The organism is Rubricoccus marinus (assembly GCF_002257665.1).
GTDB lineage: Bacteria > Bacteroidota > Rhodothermia > Rhodothermales > Rubricoccaceae > Rubricoccus > Rubricoccus marinus.
Genome location: NZ_MQWB01000001.1, coordinates 3,561,343 through 3,586,448, shown reverse-complemented (window position 1 = coordinate 3,586,448; position 25,106 = coordinate 3,561,343). Strand labels below are relative to the sequence as shown.

Annotated in this window: 26 protein-coding genes and 1 tRNA gene; 15 read left to right on the top strand and 12 right to left on the bottom strand. The window is 65.4% G+C overall.

Going from position 1 to position 25,106, the window contains the following annotated elements:
* Window positions 1-58 precede the first annotated feature (58 nt).
* The 14 genes from BSZ36_RS15290 to BSZ36_RS15230 all read left to right on the top strand — a co-directional run bounded on the left by BSZ36_RS15290 (window position 59) and on the right by BSZ36_RS15230 (window position 12,593).
* Window positions 59-451 (top strand): RNA recognition motif domain-containing protein, encoded by a 393-nt coding sequence (locus BSZ36_RS15290; protein ID WP_218827700.1) that lies wholly within the window; start codon window positions 59-61, stop codon window positions 449-451.
* A gap of 146 nt (window positions 452-597) precedes the next feature.
* Window positions 598-1,809 (top strand): DUF2391 domain-containing protein, encoded by a 1,212-nt coding sequence (locus tag BSZ36_RS15285; protein ID WP_143536923.1) that lies wholly within the window; start codon window positions 598-600, stop codon window positions 1,807-1,809.
* Complete coding sequence (locus BSZ36_RS15280; protein WP_094550491.1) at window positions 1,806-3,152, top strand: endonuclease; 1,347 nt, start codon at window positions 1,806-1,808, stop codon at window positions 3,150-3,152. The genes BSZ36_RS15285 and BSZ36_RS15280 overlap by 4 nt, the downstream gene beginning before the upstream one ends.
* A gap of 16 nt (window positions 3,153-3,168) precedes the next feature.
* Window positions 3,169-3,675 carry a SixA phosphatase family protein gene (locus tag BSZ36_RS15275; RefSeq protein WP_094550489.1) on the top strand — a complete coding sequence of 169 codons (507 nt, stop codon included), beginning with the start codon at window positions 3,169-3,171 and terminating at the stop codon, window positions 3,673-3,675.
* Between the two features lie 43 nt (window positions 3,676-3,718).
* Complete coding sequence (locus BSZ36_RS15270) at window positions 3,719-4,453, top strand: Nif3-like dinuclear metal center hexameric protein (RefSeq protein WP_094550487.1); 735 nt, start codon at window positions 3,719-3,721, stop codon at window positions 4,451-4,453.
* A 69-nt stretch (window positions 4,454-4,522) separates the two neighbouring features.
* The gene (locus tag BSZ36_RS15265; protein WP_094550485.1) at window positions 4,523-5,014 is read left to right on the top strand and encodes a CsgE family curli-type amyloid fiber assembly protein; all 492 of its coding nucleotides are present in this window, start codon (window positions 4,523-4,525) and stop codon (window positions 5,012-5,014) included.
* Between the two features lie 50 nt (window positions 5,015-5,064).
* Window positions 5,065-5,478: a curli production assembly/transport component CsgF gene (locus BSZ36_RS15260; RefSeq protein WP_094550483.1), complete on the top strand. Its 414-nt coding sequence runs from the start codon at window positions 5,065-5,067 to the stop codon at window positions 5,476-5,478.
* 85 nt (window positions 5,479-5,563) lie between these two features.
* Window positions 5,564-6,919 carry a CsgG/HfaB family protein gene (locus BSZ36_RS15255; protein ID WP_094550481.1) on the top strand — a complete coding sequence of 452 codons (1,356 nt, stop codon included), beginning with the start codon at window positions 5,564-5,566 and terminating at the stop codon, window positions 6,917-6,919.
* A gap of 583 nt (window positions 6,920-7,502) precedes the next feature.
* Complete coding sequence (locus tag BSZ36_RS15250; RefSeq protein ID WP_094550479.1) at window positions 7,503-7,940, top strand: hypothetical protein; 438 nt, start codon at window positions 7,503-7,505, stop codon at window positions 7,938-7,940.
* Between the two features lie 150 nt (window positions 7,941-8,090).
* Window positions 8,091-8,888: a hypothetical protein gene (locus BSZ36_RS15245; protein ID WP_179271213.1), complete on the top strand. Its 798-nt coding sequence runs from the start codon at window positions 8,091-8,093 to the stop codon at window positions 8,886-8,888.
* A gap of 168 nt (window positions 8,889-9,056) precedes the next feature.
* Window positions 9,057-10,793, top strand: coding sequence for a hypothetical protein (locus tag BSZ36_RS15240; protein WP_094550475.1), 1,737 nt, complete (start codon window positions 9,057-9,059; stop codon window positions 10,791-10,793).
* Between the two features lie 167 nt (window positions 10,794-10,960).
* A complete protein-coding gene (locus BSZ36_RS15235; protein ID WP_094550473.1) occupies window positions 10,961-11,509 on the top strand; it encodes a hypothetical protein in 549 nt (182 codons plus the stop codon).
* Window positions 11,510-11,537: 28 nt separating this feature from the next.
* On the top strand, window positions 11,538-11,870 hold the full coding sequence (csgH, locus tag BSZ36_RS19045) for a curli-like amyloid fiber formation chaperone CsgH (RefSeq protein ID WP_143536922.1): 333 nt from the start codon (window positions 11,538-11,540) through the stop codon (window positions 11,868-11,870).
* 48 nt (window positions 11,871-11,918) lie between these two features.
* Window positions 11,919-12,593: a carboxypeptidase regulatory-like domain-containing protein gene (locus BSZ36_RS15230; RefSeq protein WP_094550471.1), complete on the top strand. Its 675-nt coding sequence runs from the start codon at window positions 11,919-11,921 to the stop codon at window positions 12,591-12,593.
* A 33-nt stretch (window positions 12,594-12,626) separates the two neighbouring features.
* Here BSZ36_RS15230 and dnaB read toward each other — a convergent pair whose 3' ends face one another.
* From dnaB to BSZ36_RS15170, 12 genes are all read right to left on the bottom strand, one after another.
* On the bottom strand, window positions 12,627-14,246 hold the full coding sequence (dnaB, locus tag BSZ36_RS15225; protein ID WP_094550469.1) for a replicative DNA helicase: 1,620 nt from the start codon (window positions 14,244-14,246) through the stop codon (window positions 12,627-12,629).
* Between the two features lie 13 nt (window positions 14,247-14,259).
* Window positions 14,260-15,300, bottom strand: a complete 1,041-nt coding sequence (locus tag BSZ36_RS19740; protein WP_218827698.1) for a uracil-DNA glycosylase — start codon at window positions 15,298-15,300, stop codon at window positions 14,260-14,262.
* Between the two features lie 87 nt (window positions 15,301-15,387).
* On the bottom strand, window positions 15,388-16,002 hold the full coding sequence (locus BSZ36_RS15215) for an SGNH/GDSL hydrolase family protein (protein ID WP_094551372.1): 615 nt from the start codon (window positions 16,000-16,002) through the stop codon (window positions 15,388-15,390).
* Window positions 16,003-16,043: 41 nt separating this feature from the next.
* Window positions 16,044-17,273: a bifunctional phosphopantothenoylcysteine decarboxylase/phosphopantothenate--cysteine ligase CoaBC gene (gene coaBC / locus BSZ36_RS15210; protein WP_094550467.1), complete on the bottom strand. Its 1,230-nt coding sequence runs from the start codon at window positions 17,271-17,273 to the stop codon at window positions 16,044-16,046.
* 78 nt (window positions 17,274-17,351) lie between these two features.
* Window positions 17,352-17,660, bottom strand: coding sequence for a DNA-directed RNA polymerase subunit omega (locus BSZ36_RS15205; protein ID WP_094550465.1), 309 nt, complete (start codon window positions 17,658-17,660; stop codon window positions 17,352-17,354).
* Window positions 17,661-17,761: 101 nt separating this feature from the next.
* The gene (gene gmk, locus BSZ36_RS15200; RefSeq protein WP_094550463.1) at window positions 17,762-18,358 is read right to left on the bottom strand and encodes a guanylate kinase; all 597 of its coding nucleotides are present in this window, start codon (window positions 18,356-18,358) and stop codon (window positions 17,762-17,764) included.
* A 45-nt stretch (window positions 18,359-18,403) separates the two neighbouring features.
* Window positions 18,404-19,303 (bottom strand): YicC/YloC family endoribonuclease, encoded by a 900-nt coding sequence (locus BSZ36_RS15195; protein ID WP_094550461.1) that lies wholly within the window; start codon window positions 19,301-19,303, stop codon window positions 18,404-18,406.
* A 60-nt stretch (window positions 19,304-19,363) separates the two neighbouring features.
* A tRNA-Ser gene (locus BSZ36_RS15190) sits at window positions 19,364-19,450 on the bottom strand.
* Window positions 19,451-19,624: 174 nt separating this feature from the next.
* Window positions 19,625-20,194 carry a ribosome recycling factor gene (frr, locus tag BSZ36_RS15185; RefSeq protein ID WP_094550459.1) on the bottom strand — a complete coding sequence of 190 codons (570 nt, stop codon included), beginning with the start codon at window positions 20,192-20,194 and terminating at the stop codon, window positions 19,625-19,627.
* Window positions 20,195-20,272: 78 nt separating this feature from the next.
* Window positions 20,273-21,028, bottom strand: a complete 756-nt coding sequence (pyrH, locus tag BSZ36_RS15180; protein ID WP_094550457.1) for a UMP kinase — start codon at window positions 21,026-21,028, stop codon at window positions 20,273-20,275.
* 116 nt (window positions 21,029-21,144) lie between these two features.
* Window positions 21,145-23,670, bottom strand: coding sequence for a serine/threonine-protein kinase (locus tag BSZ36_RS15175; protein WP_094550455.1), 2,526 nt, complete (start codon window positions 23,668-23,670; stop codon window positions 21,145-21,147).
* A 51-nt stretch (window positions 23,671-23,721) separates the two neighbouring features.
* The gene (locus BSZ36_RS15170; RefSeq protein ID WP_094550453.1) at window positions 23,722-24,294 is read right to left on the bottom strand and encodes an ECF-type sigma factor; all 573 of its coding nucleotides are present in this window, start codon (window positions 24,292-24,294) and stop codon (window positions 23,722-23,724) included.
* Window positions 24,295-24,440: 146 nt separating this feature from the next.
* On the opposite strand from BSZ36_RS15170, the gene BSZ36_RS15165 reads away from it, so the two are divergent.
* Window positions 24,441-24,968: a hypothetical protein gene (locus BSZ36_RS15165; protein WP_094550451.1), complete on the top strand. Its 528-nt coding sequence runs from the start codon at window positions 24,441-24,443 to the stop codon at window positions 24,966-24,968.
* Window positions 24,969-25,106: the final 138 nt, after the last annotated feature.

The window sequence follows — 25,106 nt, the reverse complement described above, 5'->3', positions numbered from 1 at the left end:
CGGCTGGCTGGCGGGGTGCTCGTTCGCGTTTTTCCCCTTTTGCACGATAAGCCAGCCCATGAATATTTACGTAGCCAACCTCCCCTACTCGACCACTGACGACGAGCTCCGGGAGATCTTCGAAGCGCACGGAGAGGTCTCCAGCGCCACAGTTATTAAGGACCGTGACACCGGCCGCTCGCGCGGATTCGGCTTCGTCGAGATGTCCAACGACGACGCGGCTCGCACCGCCATTGAGAACCTGAACGACAGCCCAATGGGCGGCCGCCCGCTGACCGTTAACGAGGCGCGCCCCCGCGGCGAGCGTCCCCCACGTCGTGATGGCGGTGGTGGCGGCGGCTACGGCGGTGGTGGTGGCTACGGCGGCGGTGGCGGCAACCGCGGTGGCGGCGGCGGCTACGGCGGTGGCGGCGGCAACTACGGCGGTGGTGGCGGCGGCGGCTACCGCTAGTCCCCGCTTCGCTGTCTGACAGCCTGTGGCCTCTGGCATCGCGCCAGAGGCCACTTTTTTGTGGGTCCAAGACCTCGCCAGAGGCCTCTGGCGCAGAGGCGCTAGAGCAGATCACTGTCTAGCTTCGAGGCCCCCTCAGGACCTCCGTGGAACCCGAATCCCATCCGCAGCCCTCGGTTCAACCGTCGCCGCCCGTCGTTGTCGGGTGGGTGCTGGCGGGCGGGTTGAGCGACGCACAGAGGCGGTCGGTATCGCTCGCGAGGAAGTTGGTCCGCGACGAACTGAGGCGGGCACTGCCGGATTTCGACTGGCGCCTGCCGTCGATCCGCCGCCGGGACGTGGTGCCTGGGGCGCGGGCCGAACCGGTAGATCTCTTGGACGTGGGCGCTGCGGAGCGCGACCTCGGTGGGTGGGACTTCGCGCTTGTCGTAACGGCGGCGGACCTCCGCGCGCGGTTCAGGCCGTTCGCCCTGGGCACGCCCTCGCAGGCGCTGGGCGTGGCCGTTCTCTCCGTCGCGCGTCTGGATCCGGTCCTGCGCGATGCCCTGCCCGACCCAGAGCGTCTCGCTGACCGCATCGCGACCCTCGCGCTCCACGAACTTGGGCACCTCAACGGCCTGGGTCACCGCGACGCGCCAGAGGACCTGATGCACGATATCCGGGCCTCGTCGGATCTGGACGGGATGCGGCGCTACTCGCCTGCCGAGGTTGAGGAACTGAGCGAGGAGATCGCCGACGTGGCGGACCCCCGCATGGAAGAACGTGCCGACGCGCATCGCATCAGCAACGTCGTGTTCACCGTGCGCAGCCTCTGGCGGGAACGCGCCGACGTGATTGATGCCGTGCGGCAGATCCGCCCCTGGCGCTTCCCGTTCCAGTTCGCGAAACTGACGACGGCCGCTGTCTCCACGCTCGTCGTCCTCGTGATGACCGCCGAGGCGTGGGATCTAGGCGCTCGGCAACCGGCGTGGCTCGTCGCCGCCCTATCCCTCGCGATCCTGTTCGTCGCAAGCGTGTACCTCGTGAGGCGCCAGAGGCTTCTGGTTCACCGCCGCAGCCGCCGGCGCAGTGAGCAGCGCGTGGTCTCGGAAGCGTCGGTCCTGCTAGCCGTCGCTATCGGCATGGCGACGACGTACGCGCTGATGTTCGTCGGCACGCTCGGCCTCGCCGCGCTTCTGTTCGACCGCGCGATTTTGGAGGGCTGGGCCGCCACGCTCGGCGAAACCATCGCGCTACACCACGTCGTCGTGTTCGCTGGGTTTGTCGCCTCCATCGGTCTCGCCGTCGGAGCGCTTGGCGCGTCCTTCGAGGAGCAGACCTACTTCCGCCACGTCGCGCTCGTCGACGAAGAGACATGAGACTGTTTGCCTCTGGCGCCGCACTGGCGTGCGCATGTTTGCTGCTCGTGAGCGGGTGCGAGACGCGGCCGCGCGTTTCCACCGCTGGTCCCGGCGCGCCTCCGCCAGAGGCCGTGCTGTATACCGACGTGGTTGCGGGCGATCTGCTGGGGGTTCTAGACCGGGACTTCTCGCCCGTTCGGACGCTTGGCTACAGCCGCGCGAGAGACGAACTCTACGGGTGGGAGCAGTCCACGCAGGGCGTGGTGTGCGGGATCTACACCGAGTACTGCGTCACGCTGGGCGCGGGCGACGCGTCCCAGGCTGCCGACGCCAGAGGCATCAACGCCGAGCACGTGTGGCCGCAGTCGAAGGGCGCGCGAGAAGAGCCGCTCCGTTCTGACCTCCACCACCTGTTCCCATCGCGCCAGACCGTCAACTCCTCGCGCGGCAACCTCCCCTTCGGCGAAGTCCCCGACTCCCAGACCGATGCCTGGTACCTAGCGGACGCGAGCCAGTCGCAAATTCCAGATCCGCCTCTGGCGCCGTGGAGCGAGCGCGGGGACGGGAAGTTTGAGCCGCGGGAAGACCGAAAGGGAGACATCGCGCGCGCCGTGTTCTACGTGGTCGCGGTGTATCCCGAGCAGGTAGATCGTGGCTTTTTCGAGTCCATGGAGCAGGACCTTCTGGTCTGGAACCGGCAGGATCCGCCAGACGACCGCGAGCAGGTTCGCAATGTGTGGGTTGCCAGCCTTCAGGGCACGCAGAACCCCTTCATTATCGACCCCACGCTCGCAGACAGGATCTGGAACGGAGGCGTCAGAACAGGAGCGCCTGTTCCTACACCTCAGAACCCGACGCCAGAGGTCCCACGCCCGGCTGCCTCTGGCGGGGTGCTGTGGATCAACGAGATCCACTACGACAACGAAGGCGACGACTCCGGGGAGGGCGTTGAGATCGCTGGACCGGACGGTACGAGTCTGGAAGGCTGGACTCTGCTTGCGGTGAACGGCAGCAACGGTACGGCTTACCACACGATGCCTCTGGCGGGCCGCTTGGTCGGGGACGGGATCGGGACGGAGTGGATCGCGATTCCGGGACTACAAAACGGCAGTCCCGATGGGATCGCGCTCGTCTCGCCTCGTGGGGAAACGGTCGAGGCGCTTACCTGGGAAGGATCGTTCACCGACGCCAGAGGCCTTCTATTCCAGGACATCGGCGTGAGCGAGAGTCCTCGCGCTCCACTGGGCACATCGCTACAGCGAATTGGCCAGGGACGGTCAGCCCGCGACTTCCAGTGGGCCTCTGGCGCGGCCTCCCCCGGCTGGCTCAACGAACGGCAGCGCGCCTCCGAAAGGCGCTGATTCTCCGGCATTCGCTATGCGTGCGCTCCTCTCCTCGTTCGCCGTCTTGATCGGATGCACCGGGACGCCCGAGGTACCTCCCCCGACGACCGTCTACCTGGTACGCCACGCGGAAGCTGCAGACGATGGCTCGCGTGATCCCGCACTGAGCGCCAGAGGCCATGAGCGCGCCAGGAGATTGGCCATGCGGATCGGCCGAGCCGACGCGGTCTACGCGACGCCGTACCGCCGGACGCGACAAACCGCCGCACCTCTGGCGAAAGCTTCAGGCGTAGAAGTAGTCGTGGTGCCGATAGGCGACGGAGGCGTGCCCGGATACGTGGACGATGTGGTCGCTAGAGTCCAGGTGCTCCCCCGTGGCAGCGTGGCGGTCGTTGTCGGCCATAGCAACACGACGCCGCAAGTCGCAGGGGCCTTCTCAGGAGAAGCCCTTGCGCCCCTTGACCACGACCAGTACGACCAGTTGTTCGTGGTAAGCCTCGACGCAGCAGATCACGCAATCCTGGTCACCACGGCCTATTAGGCCTCTGGCGAACCGGTACCCGCCAGAGGCGGTACGGGGCTCTATGCCGACCGTCCGAGACATCGCCGATCACCTCGCGCCGCACCTGGACCGTGAGCGCTACCACCGAGAAGGGGACCCAGCGGGCGTGTGGATCGATTCTGGCCGTTCTGTCGAACGTCTCGTTCTACGGCTCGACGCCGGCCCGCCGCCGTACCGGTGGGCCTCTGGCGCAGACGCCGTCTTGATACATCGGCCGTTTGGATTGTGGCCTGCCGCGCTTCCCGAAAGCGTAGGCGTCCTCGCCGTGCACCGTGCGCTGGACGACCGGCACTCCATCGGCGTCAACCCAACGCTCGCCGAAGCGCTAGATCTAGACCCGAATGACGAGCCCCTCCGGCGTGATGGCAACGCGATGGGCCTGATCGGGCAGGTCCGCCAGAGGCGGTCTGTGGCCGACGTGTTGGAGGCCATCCGGCGCGAGTTTGGTGGAATCGAGGAGACTTGGGGCGACGTGGCCAGCGCTCCGGCTCCCGCCGTTGCCCTTGCGGGCGCGATGACGGATGCGATGGTGCGCGATGCCGCCGCCAGAGGCGCGGCCGTGTACCTCACCGGCCAGCTCCGCAAGCCGGGTCGCGAGGCGGCGCGTCAGACAGGCACGCTCGCCGTCGCCGTCGGTCAGGACCGTGCTGAGGCATGGGGGCTTCGGCGCCTGAGTTCGCTCTTGCGTGAGCGCTGGCCCCATCTGGACATCGGTGAGTCGGACCTGCCGTCTCTGGCGCCAGAGGCGAGAGCGTAGCACCGATCTGTCCGGCTGCAATCCGCTCGCTGCGCGCTTGGAACGAAGCCTATGGGTTAGGTTCGCGAGATGCGACGCCTCTTTCTCGTTTCACTCGCTCTGTTACCGGCGGGCGCCGTCGCCCAGTCGCCAGCGGTGCCGGATTCCAGCGCCGACGACACAACTGCGAGGGCCGAGTGGATCCCGTATGGCTACTCGCGAACGTATCGCGACATCGTCAATGAGACGCTGGTATTGGTCATGCGCGAAAGTGAGACGGCAGCAGACTCGCTACGCGATCCCCAACTCGGGATCGGGAAGCTCGTCGTGGATGAGACCCTCACTCGCACTGGGGGCTACTTCTACGACGTGTTTTTTCGTCTCTGGCGGCCACCCGTAGAAGCGTCGTTTTTCAGCGTCGTGATCTCTGAAAGCCCCTTGCCCGGCCAAGGAACCCTGATTGCGATCCAATTGGACGGAGAGTTGATCTACCAAGCCCGGCTCCCCATTCGGGAGGAGGAAGCGGAAGAGGTTGCGCGTCAGGCCGTGATTGCTACACTTCGGCGCCTGCCACGTGGTTGAGCGCGGCGTTCGTAGAATGGCGCCAGTCACTCGCTTACATACTCTACGTTATGCGCCTTGCACTTTTTGTCGTCGCCCTAGGAGCCTTTGCGTGGGGGAGCTCTGCATCCGCCCAGCAACTCGTCTATCAGCCCACAAACCCGGCGTTCGGCGGGTTCACGACGAACTACAGCTGGCTTTTGCAGTCGGCACAGCTCCAAAACGAGGAGGAAGATGATTCCCTCAATCGGTTCACGCGGGACCCGCTGGCAGACTTCGAGTCCTCGCTTCAGCGTCAAATCCTGAACCAGCTCTCCCGAGAGCTTATCTCGGACCGGTTCGGGGACCTCGATCTCACGCGCCCTGGCACCTTCTCGCTGGGAGACTTTCAAGTCGAGGTCGTTCCGGGACTAGATGGCGTGTCTGTACGCGTGTTCAACATCCTGACAGGAGACGAGACAATCGTTTCGATTCCCAATCCGTAAGGGGGCAAATACGCTCCTTCTCAGATTACCCGTCGCGAGGGGGCGCTGAGGTACTCCCTCCCACTCCGACTACAACTCGAACACCGTGCGTCTTACTCTCCTCCTTGCCGCTGCTCTGTGCGCGGCTGGTTGCTCGCCCCGATTTGCAGACCCGTTCAAGGTGGAGCAAGCAAGGAGCGGTCCCCCCGCTACGGTCTCAGCTGAGCTATTAGAATCTACACCCGCTCCCTCTGACCCCGTCGTCGTCGCAGTGTATCGGTTCCGGGATCAAACAGGTCAGTACCGCGCCTTGGAGAACTCCTCTACGTTTTCCAACGTGGTGACACAAGGGGCCACGAGCATTCTCATGCGCGCTCTAGAGGCTTCAGGGTTCTTTGTGCCTATCGAGAGAGAAGGCCTTTCGAACCTACTCAACGAGCGCCAGATCATATCGACAACGCGGCAGCAATACACGGGACCTGAAGGTCAGGGCCTCGGACCGCTCCCTCCACTGTTGTATGCTGGCGTGCTTCTAGAGGGCGGCATCATTGGCTACGACTCTAACGTGATCACGGGCGGCGCTGGTGCGCGTCTTTTAGGCGTCGGGGGAAGCGGCGAGTTTCGCCAGGACCAGATCACTCTCTATCTACGCGCTGTCTCTGTCCAGAACGGCCGCGTTCTGAAGTCTGTTCACACGACTAAGACCATCGTCTCGCAGAAGCTTGATGGGGGAGTATTTCGCTTTGTCGACACCAAAGCCATCTTGGAGACGGAGGCGGGGTACAGCACCAACGAGCCTCCGGTTCTGGCCGTTACAGCCGCGATTGAGGAAGCAGTTCGCGCGCTGGTTGTAGAAGGCTCTCGGGATGGCCTCTGGAGTTTCGAGTCGCCAGAGGCTCCTCAGACGCGGCGATACATAGAAGCTTACGACGCGGACGTGGTAGAAAATCGCCGCCGCGACTCGTTTGACCGACTCGTGTCGGATCGGTCACGCGATGGGGCATCGTTTGCAATCACGGGTGGGGTCAGCCAGTTCGAGACCGATTATGCCGAGGCGAGCGCTCAGCCGATTGGAGCGGCTACGCTGAGCTATCCGCTTATGACGGGGCTCTCCTTTGGCGCCAGAGGTGAAGCAGGCCTTCTTGACATAGCAGGTTCGGCAGAGCCCTTCTTAGGGGCCGGAGGAGTGGTAAAGGCTCGGCTACTTCCTAGTGCGCAGACATCACCAACCTTTACCGCTGGCGCAGGGGCTCTGTCTGTGTGGGGCGAAGACAGCGTGTTTGCATACGGTACCATGTTCGGAGGTCTGGAGAGCCGTCTGTCTGGTGCTGTCGCGTTTCAAATTGAGGCAGGACTGACGTATCCCTTTCTAGAGGGCTTAGACACCTTGGTCAACCGCGGGTCAGTCAACGACAACGTGTGGAGTGTGCAGGCAGGGTTTGTCTTCTATTCAGGGCGCTGAGCAAGTGGGGGTAGCAGCGGATACGCCACAGATATCCCTGGGGAGAGTGGAGTAGAGAGGGCAGAGGGCTGAGTTGTGATTGACAAAATGGCCGTTAGGATCTGCGGTTTTTGAAGCCTCAGGGTCGCCTATGTGCGCTGAAAGCGTGGCGCATTCATTTTTTTTGAGCGGTACGGTTTGTTTCCCCTCGCGGTCATTAGTTAGGACCACGTCGCGGCTGGCATGGGCTTTTCAGGGAGCCTATTTGCGGAGCCCTTCCGGCTGACATCGCAGCTCAAGGCGGCCCCGCCGCCCCACCACTTGAGGTTGCATTAGACGACTTGCCTCTGGCATGTCTCCTTCCCCCCTTCCCCAAGTGACGCACAACCTCCACCTGCAGACGGCCTGCGCGACCCCTCGTGGTCCCGCTTCTACTCAATCGCCTCACGGCGGTAGTCCCGGTTCTGTTCGCTAGCAGAGTCCCACGTCGGGGACCTGTTCACCACGCGCTTTTAGAGATTCCCCGCCCAGAGTCTCATCGCCAACAGCACAGCTGTATCAATGCGATGAGGGGAGGTATTTGCGCCCTCAGTGGGTGTTATGCATGAGGCTTAACATCATAACATTTGTGTTCTCTCTCCTCGCTTCGTCCGCGAGCGCGCAATCTGTCGCCTACGTCGATCAGCTGGGTTCGCGTAACACTGTGGAACTCGTACAAGTGGCTGTAGGGGGAGGAAGCGACGCCCAAATCACGCAGCAGGGCGCAGGGGACCACGTCGCTCGTTTAGAACAGAGTGGCGGCGCCTATGCGGACATCCTACAGAGTGGTAGCGGCAACGTGCTCGCAGGTTTTGATGCGATGGGGTACGAAAGCATAGCGGCATCGGCCCTTTCGACTGACGCGAGCCGAATCGTCTTGAGCCAGATTGGCTCTGGCAACCGCGCTTTTGTGCAGCAGGGCGGGGGCGCGGTCGCGCACATCATTCAAACCGGGCACTCGAACACGGTGCTAGTGCGCCAGAGCGCCGGCTCCTTCCCGTAAGAACAACACGCAGGCGACCTCGCTAGAGGCTGCCTTTTTCCTAACACCATGGCCGCTCGCAGGCCCAGAGGCAGTCACCTCAGCGAGGCGCGGCATCCGGCCGCACAACCAACTCATTCGCCCATACGGGCATCCCAACACACAACTCCCATGCGAAACCTCCTCACACTCACCCTTGCGCTTGGCCTCGCCGGCGCGGCCAATGCTCAGAACGACGCAACAACCACGCAAGCCGGAAACAGCCATTACGCCACTATTGAACAGACGGGCGTCAACTCCGGCATCAACGGTTTGGGCTTCACGGCAGGGGCGTACGTCGATCAGTACGGTGGAAACAGCAACGAGGCATACATCATTCAGGACGGCGATGCCAACTATGGAAAGATTGAACAGAACGGTTCGCTCAACCATGCACGAAACGTGGCTCCTGGTAATGCCAAGCCTGGTATTAGGTCTGTGGGCGATGGTAATGCGGTAGGCGTATATCAGGAGGGGTCGGCCAACGAAGCTGCCACTACCACTATCGGCTCAAGAAACCAAACGGATGTGGTTCAGGATGGAGACGATAACAGTGCTAACGTAGGCGTGTCGGGGAATGATGGCACTGCAGATGTCGACCAGGTTGGCGACCAAAACGAGATGAACATCCGTGGGTTTGACTCGGCTTCGAACGACGCATTGAGTCTGCCAAACTCTAATGACTACGTGGTGAACCAGGAAGGATTCAAGAACAGGGCGAACGTCATGGCTGGCGGTTCCGACAACCTGATCACGATCATTCAAGACGGCGACCAGAACATTGCCGGTCGCGATGGTCAAGCTGGTACAGGCTTCCTCTTGGTAGATGGCGACCTCAACACGGTCTCTGTGTCCCAGACGGGCAACTTCCACCGGGCAGGCGTCAGCGTCGTCGGCGACAACAACACCTCAACGATCACTCAGAACTAACACCCCCGCCGCCGGGCCGCACCATCGCGGCCCGGCGGCTGCCTTTGGCGATATGCCGCGCCTCGCACCGCGGGGCCTCTGGCGCCAGAGGCGCGGGCACCTACAACTCTCCTGCCACCGGACCGCGTGACCGTTTCACGCACTCAGTACCACTCAATTCCCCAAAGCATGAACCGCTTCCTTCTCGCTTTCGCTCTTGCGTTCGGCCTCACGGTCAGCGCTCAGGCGCAGAGCAATACGGCCACCACGGCCCAGACCGGCGCCGACAACGACGCCACCGTCACCCAGGCAGGCGCCCAGCATGAAGGCGCCATCACGCAGATCGGTGATGACAACGAGACCGTTATCACCCAGGACGGCTACTCCCATAAGGGCGTCCAGACGATGTCCTCCGGCAACGAGAACATCACCAACGTGACTCAGACCGGCGGCGACGCCGGCGCAGCCACGGGTGGCAACAGCCTCACCCGCGTCGAGCTCACGGGCGATCGAAACCTCGTGGACGTCACCCAGAACGGCGATAACCAGCGCGCCTTCGTCGACATCCAGCGCGGCCCTAACTTTGACAACGACGTCGACATCAACCAGGAAGGCTCCGGTCAGGACGCCGACGTGGACATCTCGGGCGACGACAACGTCGTGACCGTGGACCAGGCTGGCTCTGACAACAACGTCGGTACCGTCTACGGCGTCTCGGGCGTTTACATCACCGGTTCGGCCAACGATGTCGACATTGACCAGGACGGCGACGGCAACAGCGCCACCTCCGAGATCTCCGGCGACAACAATGACGTGACCGTCCGCCAGGGCGTTGACGCTGGCCTTGCGGGGGCGGACTCCGACAACAACTCCGCTTCTACCATCCAGGCTGGTAACTTCAACACCGCTACGGTGAACCAGGGCGTCGCCGGTGGCTTCTTGGCTGGTTCTGAAGCTGAAGGCAACACCGCTGTAATCGACCAAGACGGCAGCGACAACGACGCGACCGTCAACCAGGGTGTGGCGGCAGGTGCCTTCGTTGGCGCTGAAGGCCAGGGAAACCTCGCAGAGATTGAGCAGGACGGTAGCGACAACGACGCAACGGTCAACCAGGGTGCCAGCCTCGGTGCTGCTGCCGAAAGCGAGAGCTTCACCAACGAAGCGTTCGTTACCCAGGACGGAAGCAGCAACGACGCAACCATCAACCAGGGAGCCGCCATCGTTGGTAGCTCCTTCGCTGGCTCGAACGAGGCGTTCGTCGATCAGATTGGTACTTCCAACGACGCGGACGTCCGGCAGGAAGGTGCTGAGAACTTCGCCGGCGTCCGGCAGGACGGCCTTGCGAACGTCGCCGACCTCGACCAGGTGGGCTCGGGCAACGAAGCACATGTCAACGGCTTCGGCACGCTCAACCCAGGGATCAACCAGGATGGTGACCGCAACTTCACCGACCTCGACCAGCTCGGCGACGACAACAGTGCTCGCCTCACGATGAGTGGTAACGACAACGATGTTACCGTACTCCAGGACGGCGACGACAACAACGCCGCCTACGAGATCTGGGGTGACGACAACCTCGTCACGATCGACCAAATCGGTAGCGACAACTCGGCGGTCATGAACGCCCGCGGCACGCCCCCCGCCCCCGGCGGTGGCGTGAGCTTCAACACGGTCGACATCGATCAGGACGGCTCGGGCAACTCGTTCCGCGGCTACATGGCCAACGGCAGCGAGTCGAACATGATCACGATCGATCAGGACGGCACGGGCAACTCTGTTGCTGGGGCGCTCGGCCCGCAAGGCAATGCCGGCCTCTACGTCGAGGGTAGCTCCAACACCATCAACGTGATGCAGACGGGCACGGGCAACATGGCCGACGTGCAGGTGGTGGGCAGCAGCAACACCTCTACCATTACGCAAAACTAGCACTCCCGCCGCCAAGCCGTACCTCGCGGCCCGGCGGCACGCCTTCCGGCCTCTGGCGTCACGCCTCGCATTGCGGGGCCTCTGGCGCCAGAGGCGTCTAGGCACATTACTGGAAAACAAGTGGCGCTTACGTTGGACTTAATAGATGCACACTCGACTACGCTCAGATGACCCGCCTTCTGCCCCTTCTCCTGTTCGCCCTTGCTGCCACCGCTTCGGCCCAGTCTGAGGTATTCGTGGAGCAGGCCGGATCAACGTTCGGTGTCTCCACCGATGTCGTCATCGGTTCCGGTGCTGTCAACGCACAAAGCGCACTGAACACTGCCACCGCTGGCGTTTCGCCTGCAACGAACGTCGCCGCGATCACGCAAGAAGGAGCGGATAACAGGGTCGACCTTACGCAACAAGGCATCGGCAACAGACTGGGCCTATTCATCGATGGGAACTCCAACCAGTTCCAACTCAGCCAGATCGGCAGCTACAACGAGTTTGTGGCCGATGTTATCGGCGACGGCAATGTCCTCGGGCCCGAGTCCATCCAGGCAGGTACAGGCAATCAGTACACGTTGCTCTCTGACCGCGTGAGCGGTGAGGTTCACTCCCTACAACAGTACGGCGACGCAAATCAGGCCTTTCAGGTTGTCGGACAGGGCCTCAAGCCGGCGTCGATCCAGCAACGAGGCAGTGGAATGCAAGTGATGGTTGAGCGCCGTTAAACGCATGAACGCGATCACCTTAGCAACTATGCTCGCCTTTGTTGCTTGCGCGAGTACCGCGAGCACTCCTGAAGGCGCAGTCGCACTCGGCGTAACGGAAACAGGCAGCGGTTACGCGTTCCACGTCCTCGCCAGAGGCCCAGCGCAAGGCGCTTACACACTCACGGCGCTGAAGTCCGGGGCGAGCGGGACATCGCGTTCCGTCCAGTCTGGCCGCTTTGACTTGACTGGCGGTACCACGGACACCCTCTCGGTGAGCCGTACGAACACGGCCTCTGGCGACCACGTGACGGCCGAACTCGTCGTGACATGGGCGAGTGGCCAAACCACGACGGAGTCATTTGAGCGGATGGTTCGGTAGTGTTCAACCCGGTCGGTACATTCCGATCTCTACATCCCACCGACATTGATGCGCTCCGTTTTACTCTTCGGTTTGGTCTGCACCCTCGCTCTCACGCTGAGCGCATGTAAAGACGGTGTCGTCGACATCGAACGCTTTGGTTCTATTCAGGGAACCGTGATCGACTTCGATACAGGAGCGCCCATTCCCAGCGCTGGGATTACCACGAGCCCTGCCACGGATGCCATTACTGCCGACGCTGACGGGCAGTTCACCATCAACGCGGCTCTCGTCGGGACGTATACGCTCACGGCGACGCGTGTGGGCTATGATCCGGGTACCGTTACAGTAGCGGTGCGCGATGGCGCTATGACACGTGCAACGGTCTTCCTCCGCGAGGAAGATGACGACAACGGTACGTCAACCGATCCAGACTTCGGCGCGGAAGTTCTCGGCTTTACCAACGAGCCGTTCACACAGGACAGCTCGTTTGTGACAGTTGAGTACCGCGCTCTGAACCGCGGAGATGTAGACATCGCGTCCTACGAGATCTACTTCCGCATCGAGACGGACCGTGGCCCTTTCTACCAAGAGGTGCAGGGGACCGACCTCGGCGTAGGGGAGCGCGACCTCGGCACGTTCCGCAAGAGGCTCCTCGGCGCTACAGCTCAATCTGTCATTATTGATGACACGGACACGAACGGCCTTGCTGACCCAGTACGGTCAAACCGAGCGTCGCGCTAGAACGCCTCTGGCGCTACCTGCTGACGCCAGAGGCTAGAACGGCGCGTCGGTCGCGGGCGGCGGGAGTGGAGGAGGGCCGGAGCCGTCTCCACCGCCGTAGGGGGCGTCGCCGTAGGGCGCGGCGCCATAACCGGGGTCACCTCCGCCGTACGGATCGGCGGCTACGTAGCTGGTCAAGTTCTCGAAGCGCGCGAACTGGTTCACGAACGCCACCTTGGCCGTGCCAATCGGGCCGTTGCGCTGCTTGCCGATGATGAGCTCGCCGAGCCCTTCGGTGGAGTTGCCGTTCTCGTCCACGGTGATGCCGTAGCGCTCGGCGCGGTAGATGAACATCACCACGTCTGCGTCCTGCTCGATAGAGCCGGACTCGCGGAGGTCGGAGAGCATCGGGCGCTTGTCCGGGCGGGACTCGACGGCGCGCGAGAGCTGAGACAGCGCGAGCACGGGCACGTTGAGCTCTTTCGCGAGGCCCTTCAGGCTTCGGCTGATCTGCGCGATCTCCTGCTCGCGGTTGGAGCCCTTGGTCTGCGCCGTGCCGTGCATGAGCTGGAGGTAGTCCACGATCACGATGCCGATATCGTGCTCAGCCTTGAGGCGCCGGCACTTGGCGCGGAGCTCCAAGATGCCGAGGCCCGGGGTGTCGTCAATAAAGATGTTGGCGGCCGAGAGGCGGCCTGCGGCGCGCGCGAGCTTGGGCCAGTCGTCGTCATGCAGGCGGCCGGTACGGGCGGCCTGGGCGTCTACACGCGCCTCGGAGGTAAGGAGACGCTGCGCCAACTGCTGCGCGCTCATCTCGAGGGAGAAGTACGCGACGCCGGTCGGCTTCTCAGGGTGCAGCGCGGCGTTACGCGTGACCGCGAGAGAGAGAGCGGTCTTGCCCATTGACGGGCGGGCCGCGATCACGACCATGTCCGAGTTCTGCCAGCCGCCGGTCATCGCGTCCAATGACGTGAACCCAGAGGGCACGCCGGTCACGCCCTGCTCCTGTCCATGGATGCTTTCGAGGTGCGTGAGCGTGTCCTTCACGACGCTCATCATGCTGACGGCACCCTTGCGGAGCTGCGACTCCGAGATCTGAAAGATCTCGCGCTCGGCGCGGTCCAAGAGGTCGAACGCGTCCGTCGTGGTCTCGAACGCCTCGCCGACCACGCCGGTCATCGTGGTGATGAGCTTCCGCAAGAGGCTCTTCTCCGCGATGATCCGCGCGTGGTACTCCACGTTGGCGGCACTCGCGACGCGCGTGGTGAGCTCCGTGAGGTAGTACCCGCCGATGGCGTCGTAATCGCCGCGGCGCTTGAGTTCCTCGCTCAAGGTGACGAGGTCGACCGGGTTGGCGCGTTCGAAGAGGGCCTGGATGGCCCCGTAGATTTTCTCGTGCCGGGAGTCGTAGAACGAATCCGCAGGGAGGACTTCGATGGCCTTCGGGATTGCGTCCCGTTCGATGAGGAGCGCGCCGAGCACGGCCTGCTCCACGTCCACGGCCTGAGGCGGCATCCGGCCGGCCTGCTCGCGCAGCGGCGTGACCTTCGCGGGCCGCCTCTGGCGGTTGCCACCGGTCAGCTGCGCGAGCGAGAAATCGTGCCCCTCGTCGTCGATGCGGAGAGGGCGCGGCGGCTCGTCGTCGGGAAGGGGGGGGAGCTCGGAGAGGTCCATGGGGCGCCAGAGGCTAGGAGTCGCGGCGGCGCGAGGTGCCTCCGAGTTCGTCGTAGCGGGTGCGGAGCAGTTTCACGTCCTCCCACGTGGGGCGCTTCCACTGCGGGTTGCGGAGCAGGGCGGCCGGGTGGTACGTGACCATGAGCGGGATGCCGTAGTAGTCGTGGAACTTGCCCCGGAGGCTCGCGAGGCTGGACGACTTGCCTAGCAACCCATTGCCGGCGCTCTTGCCGACGGCCAGAATCATTTTCGGCCGGATCAACTCGATCTGCTTGTACAGAATCGGGATGTGCGCTTCCACTTCCTCCGCCAGAGGGTCGCGGTTGTTGGGCGGGCGGCTCTTGAGGATGTTGGCGATGTAGATCTCGTCGCGGTCGAAGAGGACCGCGTCCATGATCTTGTCCAGCAACTGGCCGGCGCGTCCCACAAAGGGCTCGCCGGTCTTGTCCTCGTCGGCCCCTGGCGCCTCGCCGATCACCATCAGGTCGGCGTCGGCGGGACCCGTGCCGAGGACGGGGTTGATCCGGTTCTCGTCAATGGGCACGAGGACGGTCTTGGACAGCCACGCGTTGATCTCCTCCAGGGAGTTCATCTCGCGCAGCGGGGAGTCCTCCGGGATGAGGCTCGCGATGCGCTCATAGGGAGAGAGCGTCGGGTCCTGGCTGGGGTCGGGCAGTTCGCCGAAAAGGTCGGGCACGGTGGAGTCGGAGTCGTCAGGGGCCTCTGGCGTGGAGGCAGGATCAATCGGGGGCGCGGCCTCTTGCGAGGGCGGAGGCGCCGGAGCACCGAGCGGCGCGGCAACAGGCGCCGGGGTGGGCGGCGCCGCGGCGCCAGAGGCGAGATGGGGTAGCGCACTCAGCGCGCCTTCTGGCGATACCTCTGGCGCGGTCGGGGCGCTGAGAACGGGGGCGGGCCCGAGAAAGCGCGTCGGCCCTGCGATGTCTCTTTGCAAGGCCAGAAACGCGCGCGCTTGCCGAATTGCCTCTGCCGGGTCGAACACGTCGGCTGCGGGCGCAGCGGTGGGTTCGAGCGGGGCAGAGGTAGCGTCGGACACAGGCACGGAGGCTAGCCGGACGGGGCGTCGCGGCGGCCTGATAATGTAGGGGACGCGCGCCCGAGCTACGGCGAAATCCTCTTCGATCTACAGCGCCGCGGCCTCTCGCGCCAGAGGCAAAAGGAGGCCGGCCCACGCGGCGTACGCCTCGCCGGTAGGGTGCAGGCCGTCGCCCACCGTCAGCCCGCCCTGGGTGCGCGAGAGCGGCGTGATATCGGCCCAGATCGCGCCAGCGGCCTCGGTTTCGCCCTGCGCGATGGCGTTGAACGCGTCGATCTGCCGCGTGATCTCCTCCGGACCTCTGGCGTCCTCTGAACCGAACGGCGTCACGCCCCAGTCTGGGATGGAGACCACGACGACGCGATGCGGCTCACCTCCGGCGAACCCCACGGCGCGGCCGAGAAGCGCGCGGAACTGCTCGCGGTACTCCGCCAGCGGCCTCTCGCGATACTGGTTGTTCACGCCGATGAGGAGCGTGACCAGCGCGTACGAGCCCGACGGGTTCGCCGCGTCGATCCCGGCGTCCAACTCGTCCGTGGTCCAGCCTGTGACGGCGATGATCTCCGGATCTGCGATCTCCGCGCCAGAGGCTCGCAGTTGCGCCGCCACCACGTTGGGCCACCGAGCCTCTGGCGCAACGCCTTCGCCGATGGTGTAGGAGTCGCCGAGGGCGAGAAAGCGGGGGGCGTTGGAATCGGGCATGCAGCCGGTCGCAAGGAGGAAAAGCAGCGCCAGAAGCCGCTTCACCGGGCCACGGCGTCGAGGATGGAGGCCGCGATCTGCGCCTTGGGCGCCAGCGGCAGGTCCGCGCGCTCACCGGCGCGGCTGAGCAGCACCACGCGGTTGGTGCCGGTCCCGAAGCCGGCTCCGGGCTCGTTCTGGAAGTTGAGCACGATCCAGTCCAGGTTCTTCCGCTCCAGCTTGCCTCTGGCGTGGGCCTCGCCGTCGTGCGTTTCGAGCGCGAAGCCGACGAGCGTCTGGCCGTCCCGTTTGCGTGCGCCGAGCGCGGCCAGCACGTCGGGCGTGCGGCGGAGCGTGAGCGAAAGGGCGTCGTCGGCTTTCTTGAGCTTGCGGTCGCCGGAGGACGCGGGGGCGTAATCCGAGACCGCGGCCGCGGCGATCACGAGGTCGGCGTCGGCGTGCTGCATCGCAGCCTCGTGCAGGTCGTCAGCACTCACGATGTCGACGCGCGTTACACCCTCGGGGGTGGGGAGCGAGACCGGGCCGGCCAGAAGCGTCACGCTGGCGCCGCGGCGCGCGGCCTCTCGCGCGATCTCGAAGCCCATCGTGCCCGTCGAGCCGTTCGAGAGGAACCGGACGGGGTCGATGGCCTCTCGCGTGGGGCCGGCTGTGACGAGGACCGTGCGGCCCGCGAGCGAGCCGCCAGAGGCCTCTGGCGCTGCGCCCTCGACTGAACCGAGCCACGGCTCCAGCGCGGCGGCGATCTCCGACGGCTCCGGCAGCCGCCCGTCGCCGACGAGGCCGCTGGCGAGCTCGCCAGAGGCGGGAGGCAGGACCGTGACCCCATCCGCCTTGAGCTGCGCGATGTTGCGCTGCGTGGCCGGATGATGCCACATGTCGTGGTCCATCGCGGGCGCCACGAGGACGGGGCATCGCGCCGAGAGCAGCACGGCGGTAAGCATCGAATCGCACGCACCCCCTACCATCTTGGCGAGCGTCTGCGCCGTGGCGGGCGCGACGACGATGCCGTCGGCCCAGAGGCCGATCTCGACGTGCTTGGTCCAGAGCGTGGCGTCAGCGCCCGGACCGGCGTCAGGCCATAGGCCGATCAGGGCCTCGCGCCGCGCGAGCGTGCCGAGCGTAAGCGGCGAGATAAACCGCGAGGCCGCTGGCGTGAGGATGGGCTGCACCTCGGCGCCTGCCTTGACGAGCAGGCGGACGAGATCCGCTGCCTTGTAGGCCGCGATGCTGCCCGTGATGCCGAGGACAAGCTTTTTTCCAGAGAGGGACATGGCGTACAGCGAAAACGCCGCCTCTCTGGCGAGAAAGGCGGCGTTTACAAAAGGTCGACGGCGGTCTGGGCCAGCGGTCTAGAAGTCGTTGTCCGTCCGAGTCGGGTTGCGGAAGTACAGCTCGCCGCTTTCGAACTCGTCGACGGCCATGTCGGGAGACTTCGGGCGCTTCTCGTACTCCAGCGAGATGCGGAGCTGGTCCTCGTTGGAACGGAGCTCCTCGGCCGGGTCGAGCGAGAGGTCCTCGAAGTACGACAGCTTCTGGTCGAGTTCGCCCTTCGTCTTGGAGGCCACCTGGCGCGCGCGCTTGGAAAGCACGACGAGCGACTCGTAGAGGTTGCCGGTCTGTTCGGCGAGGGCGTTCGTGTCGAGAGTGCGGATCGGCATAGTGTCGCGGGGGGCGGAACAGGTGAAGGTACGCCTCTGGCGCGGCGCGTTCGGCTGAGAATGCGTGCGGATAACGCCGCCAGAGGCTCTGGCGCGCGTCGTCAGGCGCCAGAGGCGGGGCCGTGGTGGCGGGCCAGGAAGCCGCGGACGTGCGCGATCGTCTCTTCCACGGCGGTGTCGAGGTCGTCGTTGACGACGGTCTGGTCGAACTCCGGCGCGTGGTCCATCTCCATCTGCGCGCGCTCCAGGCGCACCCGGATGCGGTCGTCGGCCTCGGTCCCGCGGCTGAGCAGGCGCTCCGAGAGGGCCTCCATGGAGGGCGGGGCGATAAACAGCGTGAGCGCGTCGGACCCGTAGAGCCGCTTGACGTTGAGCGCGCCCTTCACGTCGATGTCGAGCACGATCGCGCCGCCTTCGCCAGAGGCGTCGATGGCCGCGCGTTCCAGCTGCTCGCGCAGCGTCCCGTAGAACCGGCCGGGGTACACCTCCTCGTGTTCCACGAAGCCGTCCGCTTCGATGCGTTTGTTGAACTCGTCGACGGAGAGGAAGAAGTAGTCCACGCCCTCCCGCTCGCCCTCCCGCGGCGGGCGGGTGGTGGCGGAGACGGAGAACCGAAGCCCGGGGACCACGGACATCAAGCGCCGCGCGATGGTGGTCTTGCCGGCCCCGCTGGGAGCTGTGAGGACGATCAGGTTCATGAGGGGAAAGGGAGGAGTGGGGGCGGGGCGTGCGTCCCGCAACGCTCAGACTACGTTTGCGACCTGCTCTCTGATCTTTTCCAGCGCCTCTTTCATGCCGACGGCGTGCTCGGCCAGCCCTGGGTCGTTGGCTTTGGACGCGACGGTGTTGACCTCTCGGTTCATCTCCTGCGCGATAAAGTTGAGCCGCCGCCCGACGGGCTCGTCTGCGCCGAGCGCGTCGCGGAACTGCGCGAGGTGGGACCGGAGCCGCACGGTTTCCTCGGTCACGTCCATCTTGTCCGCGAGCAGAGCGATCTCCGTTTCGAGGCGCGAGCGGTCCAAGCGGTCGTCGTCCAGCATGGCCTCCAGCCGCTCGGTGAGCCTCTGGCGATGCTGCTCCACGCGCTGCGGCGCACGCGCTTCCACCTCGGCGGTGTGGCGCTCCAGGTCGTCGGCGTGCTCGCGTAGCGCGGCGTCGAGCGCGGCACCTTCGGCCTCGCGCATGGCGTCCATCCCGGCGAGCGCCTCGGTTAGCGCCTCTTGCGTCGCGGTCCACGCGTCGGCGTCGTCCTCGTCGGCGCCAGAGGTGGCTGCCTGCATGACCTCGGGGAAGCGGAGCACGTCCGAGAGCGTGATGGCGCCCAGCCCGCTCACGCCAGCGGCCGCGGCCACCTCGCGCAGCATTGCGCCCACTGCGGCGGCGGCCTCCACGTTCACCTCCAGAGGCGGCGTGCTCTCTGCGCGGTCCAGCGTGATGCTGACCGTCGCGTTGCCTCTGGCGATGGCGTCTTTGACGCGCGCGACGATCTCGGCCTCATGTGGGTTGAGCGCGCGCGGGCTGCGGACGCTGACCTCGGCGAAGCGCCCGTTTACGGTCCGCACCTCCACGCTTGCGCGCGTCGCGCCCGCCTCGGCGGTCCCGCGGCCGAAGCCGGTCATGCTGCGAAGGGGGGAGGCGGGCATCAGCGGGGAAGGCGCGTGAAACAAAACGACGCTGGCAGCGCAGGGCTGCCAGCGTCGGTGCGGAGAGAGAGGGATTCGAACCCTCGGTACCGTTGCCGGCACACACGCTTTCCAAGCGTGCTCCTTAAGCCACTCGGACACCTCTCCGTGGACAGCGAATCTACCGCGCGCCAGAGGCTGCGCCGGTTGAGGCTGCGTCAAATTGCAAGAGAAGAGGGAGGGGCGCGCCAGAGGTACGGCGCCGTCTCGCCGGGCCTCTGGCGCCAGGGGCTATGCATTGAGCTCTGCCTGTCCCTCTCCTCTCTGCGGTGAGGCCGCTGCTTACACCGTCATGATGTCTTTCTCCTTTTTCGCGAGCATGGTGTCCACGCGGCCCCCCATCTCGTCGGTCAGGTTCTGGAGGTTCTGCTCGGCCTCGTACTGCATGTCCTCGGAGAGGCTCTCAGACTTGACGGTCTTCTGGATCTCGTTCTTGACGTCCTTGCGGACGTTGCGGATGGAGATCTTCGCGTCCTCGGCGCGCGTGCGGGCGGTTTTTGCGAGGTCGTTGCGCCGCTCCTCGGTCAGCGCCGGGATGCCGATGCGGATCACCGTCCCGTCGTTGGTCGGGTTGAGGCCGAGGTTCGCCATCGTGATGCCGCGCTCGACGTTGCCCAGCGTGGACTTGTCGAACGGTTGCACCAGGATCAGGTCTGGCGCAGGGGCGCTCACGCTGGCCACCTGGTTGATGGGCATGGAGGAGCCGTAGGCCTCCACGCGGACGCTGTCCAGCATGGACGCGTTGGCGCGGCCCGCCCGGATGGTGTCCATCTCGGCGGCGAGGTGCTCCAGCGACTTCCGCATCTGGTCGCGGGCGTCGTCGAGAATGAGGGAGAGGGAGTCGTCGATCATCGGAGAAGTCGGAAAGTGCGAGAGCGGGAGCCTCTGGCGCCAGAGGCCGGGGCAGCGCCGGAAGGCCAGCGCGAGAGGCTAGGCGAGGGAAACGGGCTCGGCGGTCTCGTCCCAGTGGACGAGCGTGCCCACGTCTTCGCCGTTGAGGACGCGGCGGAGGTTGCCGGGCGTGTTCATGTTGAAGACGAGGATGGGGAGGCCGCTTTCCTTCGCGAGCGTTACGGCCGTGAGGTCCATCACTTTGAGGTCGCGCTGGATCACCTCCGCGCCGTAGACGGACGCGAACCGGCGGGCGCTGGAATCCTTTTCCGGGTCGGCGGTGAACACGCCGTCCACGCGCGTGCCCTTGAGGATCACGTCGGCGCCGATCTCGGAGGCGCGGAGCGCTGCGGCCGTGTCGGTCGAGAAGTAGGGGTGGCCGGTGCCGGCGCCGAACACGACCACACGGCCTTTTTCCAAGTGCCGCATCGCGCGGCGGCGGATAAACGGCTCGGCGATCTCTTTCATCTCGATGGCGGAGAGCAGCCGGGTATGCAGGCCCGCGTTTTCCAGCGCGTCCTGGAGCGCCATCGCGTTGATCATCGTCGCGAGCATGCCCATGTAGTCCGCGTGAGCGCGGCTGGACATCTGCGTGCCCTCGGGGGAGACGCCGCGGAAGATGTTGCCGCCACCGATCACGAGGGCCACCTCGGCGCCGGCTTCAACCGCCTCGCGCACCTCCCGGGCGTACGTCGCCAAGATGGAGTGGTCGATGCCGAAGGCCTGGTCTCCCAGAAGCGCCTCGCCGCTGAGTTTGAGCAGGACGCGCTTGTAGCGCAGGTCGGTGTCGGCCATCGAGAGGTGAGGGGTAGAGCGTGCTCGGAAGGTACGGAGCCGCCGAACGGGGCGGCAATGCCGCCAGAGGCTCCCGTCGAGACCTCGGCCTGTTTTGGCGCCAGAGGCCTCTGGCGCTAGCGCTCTGCGCTGCGAGGTGGTCCCTCGCCGGGCCTACCAACGGCGAGCGCCGCTGCGCGCCACTCCGCCGTGACCTCGGCGACGTCTTCGGGGAGGTCACCCGCGCGGTAGGCGTCGGCGGCACGCCGGAAGGCCTCGCGAGCTTCGGGCCAGCGTCCTTGTTGGACGTACACGGCGGCGAGGTCTGACCAGAGAGCGCCTGCGTACCGGGGTGTGTCGCCAGCGGCTCGGGCACCTTCCAGGTACAGGTCGATGGCTGCGCTCAGGTCTCCCCGCGTCTCTTTGAGGGATGCGTAGCCGCGGATCGCGGACAACGTTCTCGTGTCTCCGTCCCCGCGAGAGGCGCGGAGGCGCCGAATGGCGTCCGCGAAGGTGCGGTCGGCCATGACGAGCTGGCCGTCCGCTTCGAGCGCGATGGCGACGCCGTGGATGCCGCCAGCGATATCCGGGTGCGTGGTGTCTGGGTGGGCCGCGCGGAACACGCGCAGCGCCTCTCGCGCGACACGAACGGCCTCGCCACTCCGGCCGGCCTGACTTAGTAGCGTCGAGTGGATCGCCAGAGACGCACCGAGGTCGGGGTGATTGGGCGGCAGCACGCGCCGGTCCGACGCGACGAGGTCCGCCATCAGGTCTGCGGCCTCCGAGTTCCGGTCGGTGGCACGGAGCACGATGACGAGGCTGTTCGTGATATCGGCCGTGAGCGGGTCGTCGGGGCCTCTGGCGCGCTGGGCTGTAGCCAGAGCCGTTCGGTAGAGCCGTTCTGCGGTCTCGAAGTCACCCTGGTCCCGAAGCAGAGACCCGAGGTGCCGTTGGGTGAGCGCCGTTTCGGCCGGATCGCTCGTGGGGAGGCGTTCAAACGTCGCGAGCGCAGAGCGGAGGTAGCGCTCGGCCTCCTCCGTCGCCCCCGTCTCGCGTAGCGCTCGACCGAGCTCTCGCTGCGTACTGGCGGCTTCCGCGCGCAGACCTTCCGCCTCTTGCGACACGAGCGCCTTCCGGTACAGGGGGATCGCGTCCTCTGCGCGGTTGATGTCCATGTACACCTCGGCGATGAGCGACTGGATGGCGGCCTGTGTCGCGGGCTCTCCTGCCAGGGCGGTGTCGACACGTGCCGCGCCACGGTCTACGAGTTCACGGGCGGTCAACTCCTCGCCCGGCGCCTCGTAGGGGCTCGCACCGAGCAGAAGGTCTTTGAGGAACGCCACGACCTCTTCAGATCGCCGCGCCTCTGCTTCGACGCGGTCGCGCTCGCCCGTCAGGCTCACGGTGTAGAACGCCGTCAGCGCCACGAGCGCGGCGAGGCTTACGGCCGTTCCAATCACGCCGACGCGGTGCCGCGCTACAAACTTCCGCACCCGGTAGGCGCCAGAGGCCGGTCGCGCCTCCACGGGTAAGCCCGCCAGATGACGCTGCACGTCGGCCAGGAGCTCTGCCGCCGAGCCGTACCGCCGCTCGGGCTCCTCCGCGAGTGCCTTGAGGCAGATCACGTCCAGATCGCCGCGCAGCCGCCGCATCAACCCCGCTTCGTTGAGGCCTCTGGCGCCAGAGGCCTCAGGCGTCACGCGCGCGCTCGGACGCTTCGGCGTCTCACTCAGAACCGCCTGCTCTGTTTCCAGGGCCGTTTCGCCCGCCAGAGGCGCCGCGCCACAGATTAGCCGGTAGAGCAACCCGCCGAGGGCGTACACGTCGGTCGCCGTCGTGGGCGATTCGCCCCGGATTTGCTCCGGCGCAGCAAAGCTGGGTGTGAGAACGCGGTGCCCTGTCCTGGTCAGTGCGGTGTCCTCGTCGTCCGCCAGAAGCCGTGCGATGCCGAAGTCGAGAAGGACGGGGCGCGCCTCTGGCGCCGAACCTGCTCCAGAGGCTTCGGTGACGACGATGTTGCTCGGTTTGAGGTCGCGGTGGACGACGAGCGATTGGTGCGCGTAGCGAACGGCCTCGCAGACGGCGGCGAAAAGGCGCAGCCGCGCGTCGATGCCCAGGCCTCTGGCGTCGGCGTAGTCCGTGATGGGTTCGCCCTCGACGAGGTCCATCGCGAAGTAGGGGCGCCGGTCTGCCGTAAGCCCCCCGTCGAGGAGGCGCGCGATGCCGGGGTGCTGGAGGCGCGCCAGGATCTTGCGCTCCGCCTCGAAGCGTGCCACGACAGCCTCGGAGTCCATCCCTGGCTTGATGAGCTTGAGGGCTGCCGTCTGCTCGTAGTCGCCAGAGGCGCGCTCGGCTCGGTAGACGGCGCCCATGCCGCCAGAGCCGATGCGCTCGATCAACCGCCAGGGGCCGACGATCTCTCCTGCGCGGGTCGGGGAGAGGGCCGCGTCCAGGTCGTGCGGCCCCAGCAGGTCTGCCGCGCGGCCACCGAAGAGCGTGTGCTGGTGCGCGTCCCCTTCCAGAAGAGACTCCACCTCGCGGTAGAGGTCTGGATCGTCACCACAGACGGAGCGCAACCACGCCGTGCGGTCGTCCGCCGGCCGTTCGAGCGCGGCTTCAAAGAGGGTCTGGATACGTGTCCATCGCTCGGAGATATCGGCCATTTCAACAACGGGGTTCTGTTCCGAAGACGCAGCCTCTGGCGCCCAGACCGATCACGCAGGCGTGGGATCGTCGCGCATGTCCTGTGAGAGCCACGCGCGGGCCACGCGCCAGTCACGGCGCACCGTGGGCTCTGAGATGCCGAGAGCCTCCGCGATCTCTGTGTGCGTCAGGCCGCCGAAAAACCACAGCTCCACCACGCGCGCCTGCCGCTCGGCTCGTTCCGCCAGACGGCTCAGAGACTCGTCGAGCGCCAGAAGCTCGTCTGTGCGGGCGACCCTGCCGACCTCGCCATCTTGGTAGGTCGCCGCGATTTCGCCCCCGCCGCGTTTCTGAGCGCGACGCTTCTTCGCGTAGTTGACGAGGATGCGCCGCATGGCGAGCGCCGCCACGCCGATGAAGTGTGCCCGGCTCTGCCAGTCCACCCGGTTCTGATCGATCAGCTTCAGATAAGCCTCGTGGACGAGCGCCGCCGTATCCAGCGTGTGGCCGTCGCGTTCAGACCGGAGGTGTCGCCGCGCGAGGTTCTGCAGTTCCGGGTAGACGTGCGGGAGTAGCACGTCCACGGCAGCAACATCTCCGGCGCGGAGATTGGCCAGAAGAGCCGTGACATCTGGTTTAGGCATAGAGGCTTAGGAGTCCTCAAAATGTACACGTCAAAGGCGTTCGCTCCGCCAGAGGCCTCTGGCGTCAAAATGTGCAGACGCGTGATCGGTTCAGAGGAGGGGCGGTGCGTCTCGGACTGAACCCCCTTCACCAGCCGATCCCTCCTATGGCTCTGCTTCCCCGCTTCATTCCGCGCCTCGCTCTCGTGGCTGTGTTCTCCCTCGCCGCATGCGACGCCACCGATCCCATCGGGCCCGATCCCGATCCGGATCCCGATCCCACAACAGTCACGTTCGACTGGTCTGGTCGCATCCAGATCATCGAAGACTGCGAAGTGGGCGGCTCGAACACAGGCGACTTCGAGTTCAAAGTAGAAGTCGAGGCCACCATCGACGGGCGGACGTCGACGGACACCATTCTGGACCGCGGCTTCGCTGCCAACACCGGTACATCCGTTGGCGTGAGCAGCAGCCCCACTACGTTCTCGGTTCCCGATGGCACCTCGGCGAGCTTCGAGGTCCTTTTCTACGCGATCGAGAACGATGTCACTTCGGCCGACGACCTAGACATCACCGAATCCATCCGCCACTCCTTCTCGAACGGACGGATCAGCCCTTCCGGTAGCCAACGGATCAACCTTTCGGACGGTGGCAACTGCGAGGTGGAACTGCGCTATACCGCATCGGCGAGTTAGCCGGTCACGAGAGGCCTCTAGCGAAGGCTGCATCTCTCTGCGCTGATCTCAGACTCGAATCTGAACCGGACCTTTCGCGCCAGAGGCCCCAACCAAAGCGAGGCCCGACCGGAGTGGTCGGGCCTCGCGAGGTTCTAG

Bases quoted from the DNA above. Each gene is read 5' to 3' on its own strand.
- BSZ36_RS15290 (WP_218827700.1), top strand. From the start codon at position 59: ATGAATATTTACGTAGCCAACCTCCCCTACTCGACCACTGACGACGAG.
- BSZ36_RS15280 (WP_094550491.1), top strand. From the start codon at position 1,806: ATGAGACTGTTTGCCTCTGGCGCCGCACTGGCGTGCGCATGTTTGCTG.
- BSZ36_RS15275 (WP_094550489.1), top strand. From the start codon at position 3,169: ATGCGTGCGCTCCTCTCCTCGTTCGCCGTCTTGATCGGATGCACCGGG.
- BSZ36_RS15270 (WP_094550487.1), top strand. From the start codon at position 3,719: ATGCCGACCGTCCGAGACATCGCCGATCACCTCGCGCCGCACCTGGAC.
- BSZ36_RS15265 (WP_094550485.1), top strand. From the start codon at position 4,523: ATGCGACGCCTCTTTCTCGTTTCACTCGCTCTGTTACCGGCGGGCGCC.
- BSZ36_RS15260 (WP_094550483.1), top strand. From the start codon at position 5,065: ATGCGCCTTGCACTTTTTGTCGTCGCCCTAGGAGCCTTTGCGTGGGGG.
- BSZ36_RS15250 (WP_094550479.1), top strand. From the start codon at position 7,503: ATGAGGCTTAACATCATAACATTTGTGTTCTCTCTCCTCGCTTCGTCC.
- BSZ36_RS15245 (WP_179271213.1), top strand. From the start codon at position 8,091: ATGCGAAACCTCCTCACACTCACCCTTGCGCTTGGCCTCGCCGGCGCG.
- BSZ36_RS15240 (WP_094550475.1), top strand. From the start codon at position 9,057: ATGAACCGCTTCCTTCTCGCTTTCGCTCTTGCGTTCGGCCTCACGGTC.
- BSZ36_RS15235 (WP_094550473.1), top strand. From the start codon at position 10,961: ATGACCCGCCTTCTGCCCCTTCTCCTGTTCGCCCTTGCTGCCACCGCT.
- csgH (WP_143536922.1), top strand. From the start codon at position 11,538: ATGCTCGCCTTTGTTGCTTGCGCGAGTACCGCGAGCACTCCTGAAGGC.
- BSZ36_RS15230 (WP_094550471.1), top strand. From the start codon at position 11,919: ATGCGCTCCGTTTTACTCTTCGGTTTGGTCTGCACCCTCGCTCTCACG.
- dnaB (WP_094550469.1), bottom strand. From the start codon at position 14,246: ATGGACCTCTCCGAGCTCCCCCCCCTTCCCGACGACGAGCCGCCGCGC.
- BSZ36_RS15215 (WP_094551372.1), bottom strand. From the start codon at position 16,002: ATGCCCGATTCCAACGCCCCCCGCTTTCTCGCCCTCGGCGACTCCTAC.
- coaBC (WP_094550467.1), bottom strand. From the start codon at position 17,273: ATGTCCCTCTCTGGAAAAAAGCTTGTCCTCGGCATCACGGGCAGCATC.
- BSZ36_RS15205 (WP_094550465.1), bottom strand. From the start codon at position 17,660: ATGCCGATCCGCACTCTCGACACGAACGCCCTCGCCGAACAGACCGGC.
- gmk (WP_094550463.1), bottom strand. From the start codon at position 18,358: ATGAACCTGATCGTCCTCACAGCTCCCAGCGGGGCCGGCAAGACCACC.
- BSZ36_RS15195 (WP_094550461.1), bottom strand. From the start codon at position 19,303: ATGCCCGCCTCCCCCCTTCGCAGCATGACCGGCTTCGGCCGCGGGACC.
- frr (WP_094550459.1), bottom strand. From the start codon at position 20,194: ATGATCGACGACTCCCTCTCCCTCATTCTCGACGACGCCCGCGACCAG.
- pyrH (WP_094550457.1), bottom strand. From the start codon at position 21,028: ATGGCCGACACCGACCTGCGCTACAAGCGCGTCCTGCTCAAACTCAGC.
- BSZ36_RS15175 (WP_094550455.1), bottom strand. From the start codon at position 23,670: ATGGCCGATATCTCCGAGCGATGGACACGTATCCAGACCCTCTTTGAA.
- BSZ36_RS15170 (WP_094550453.1), bottom strand. From the start codon at position 24,294: ATGCCTAAACCAGATGTCACGGCTCTTCTGGCCAATCTCCGCGCCGGA.
- BSZ36_RS15165 (WP_094550451.1), top strand. From the start codon at position 24,441: ATGGCTCTGCTTCCCCGCTTCATTCCGCGCCTCGCTCTCGTGGCTGTG.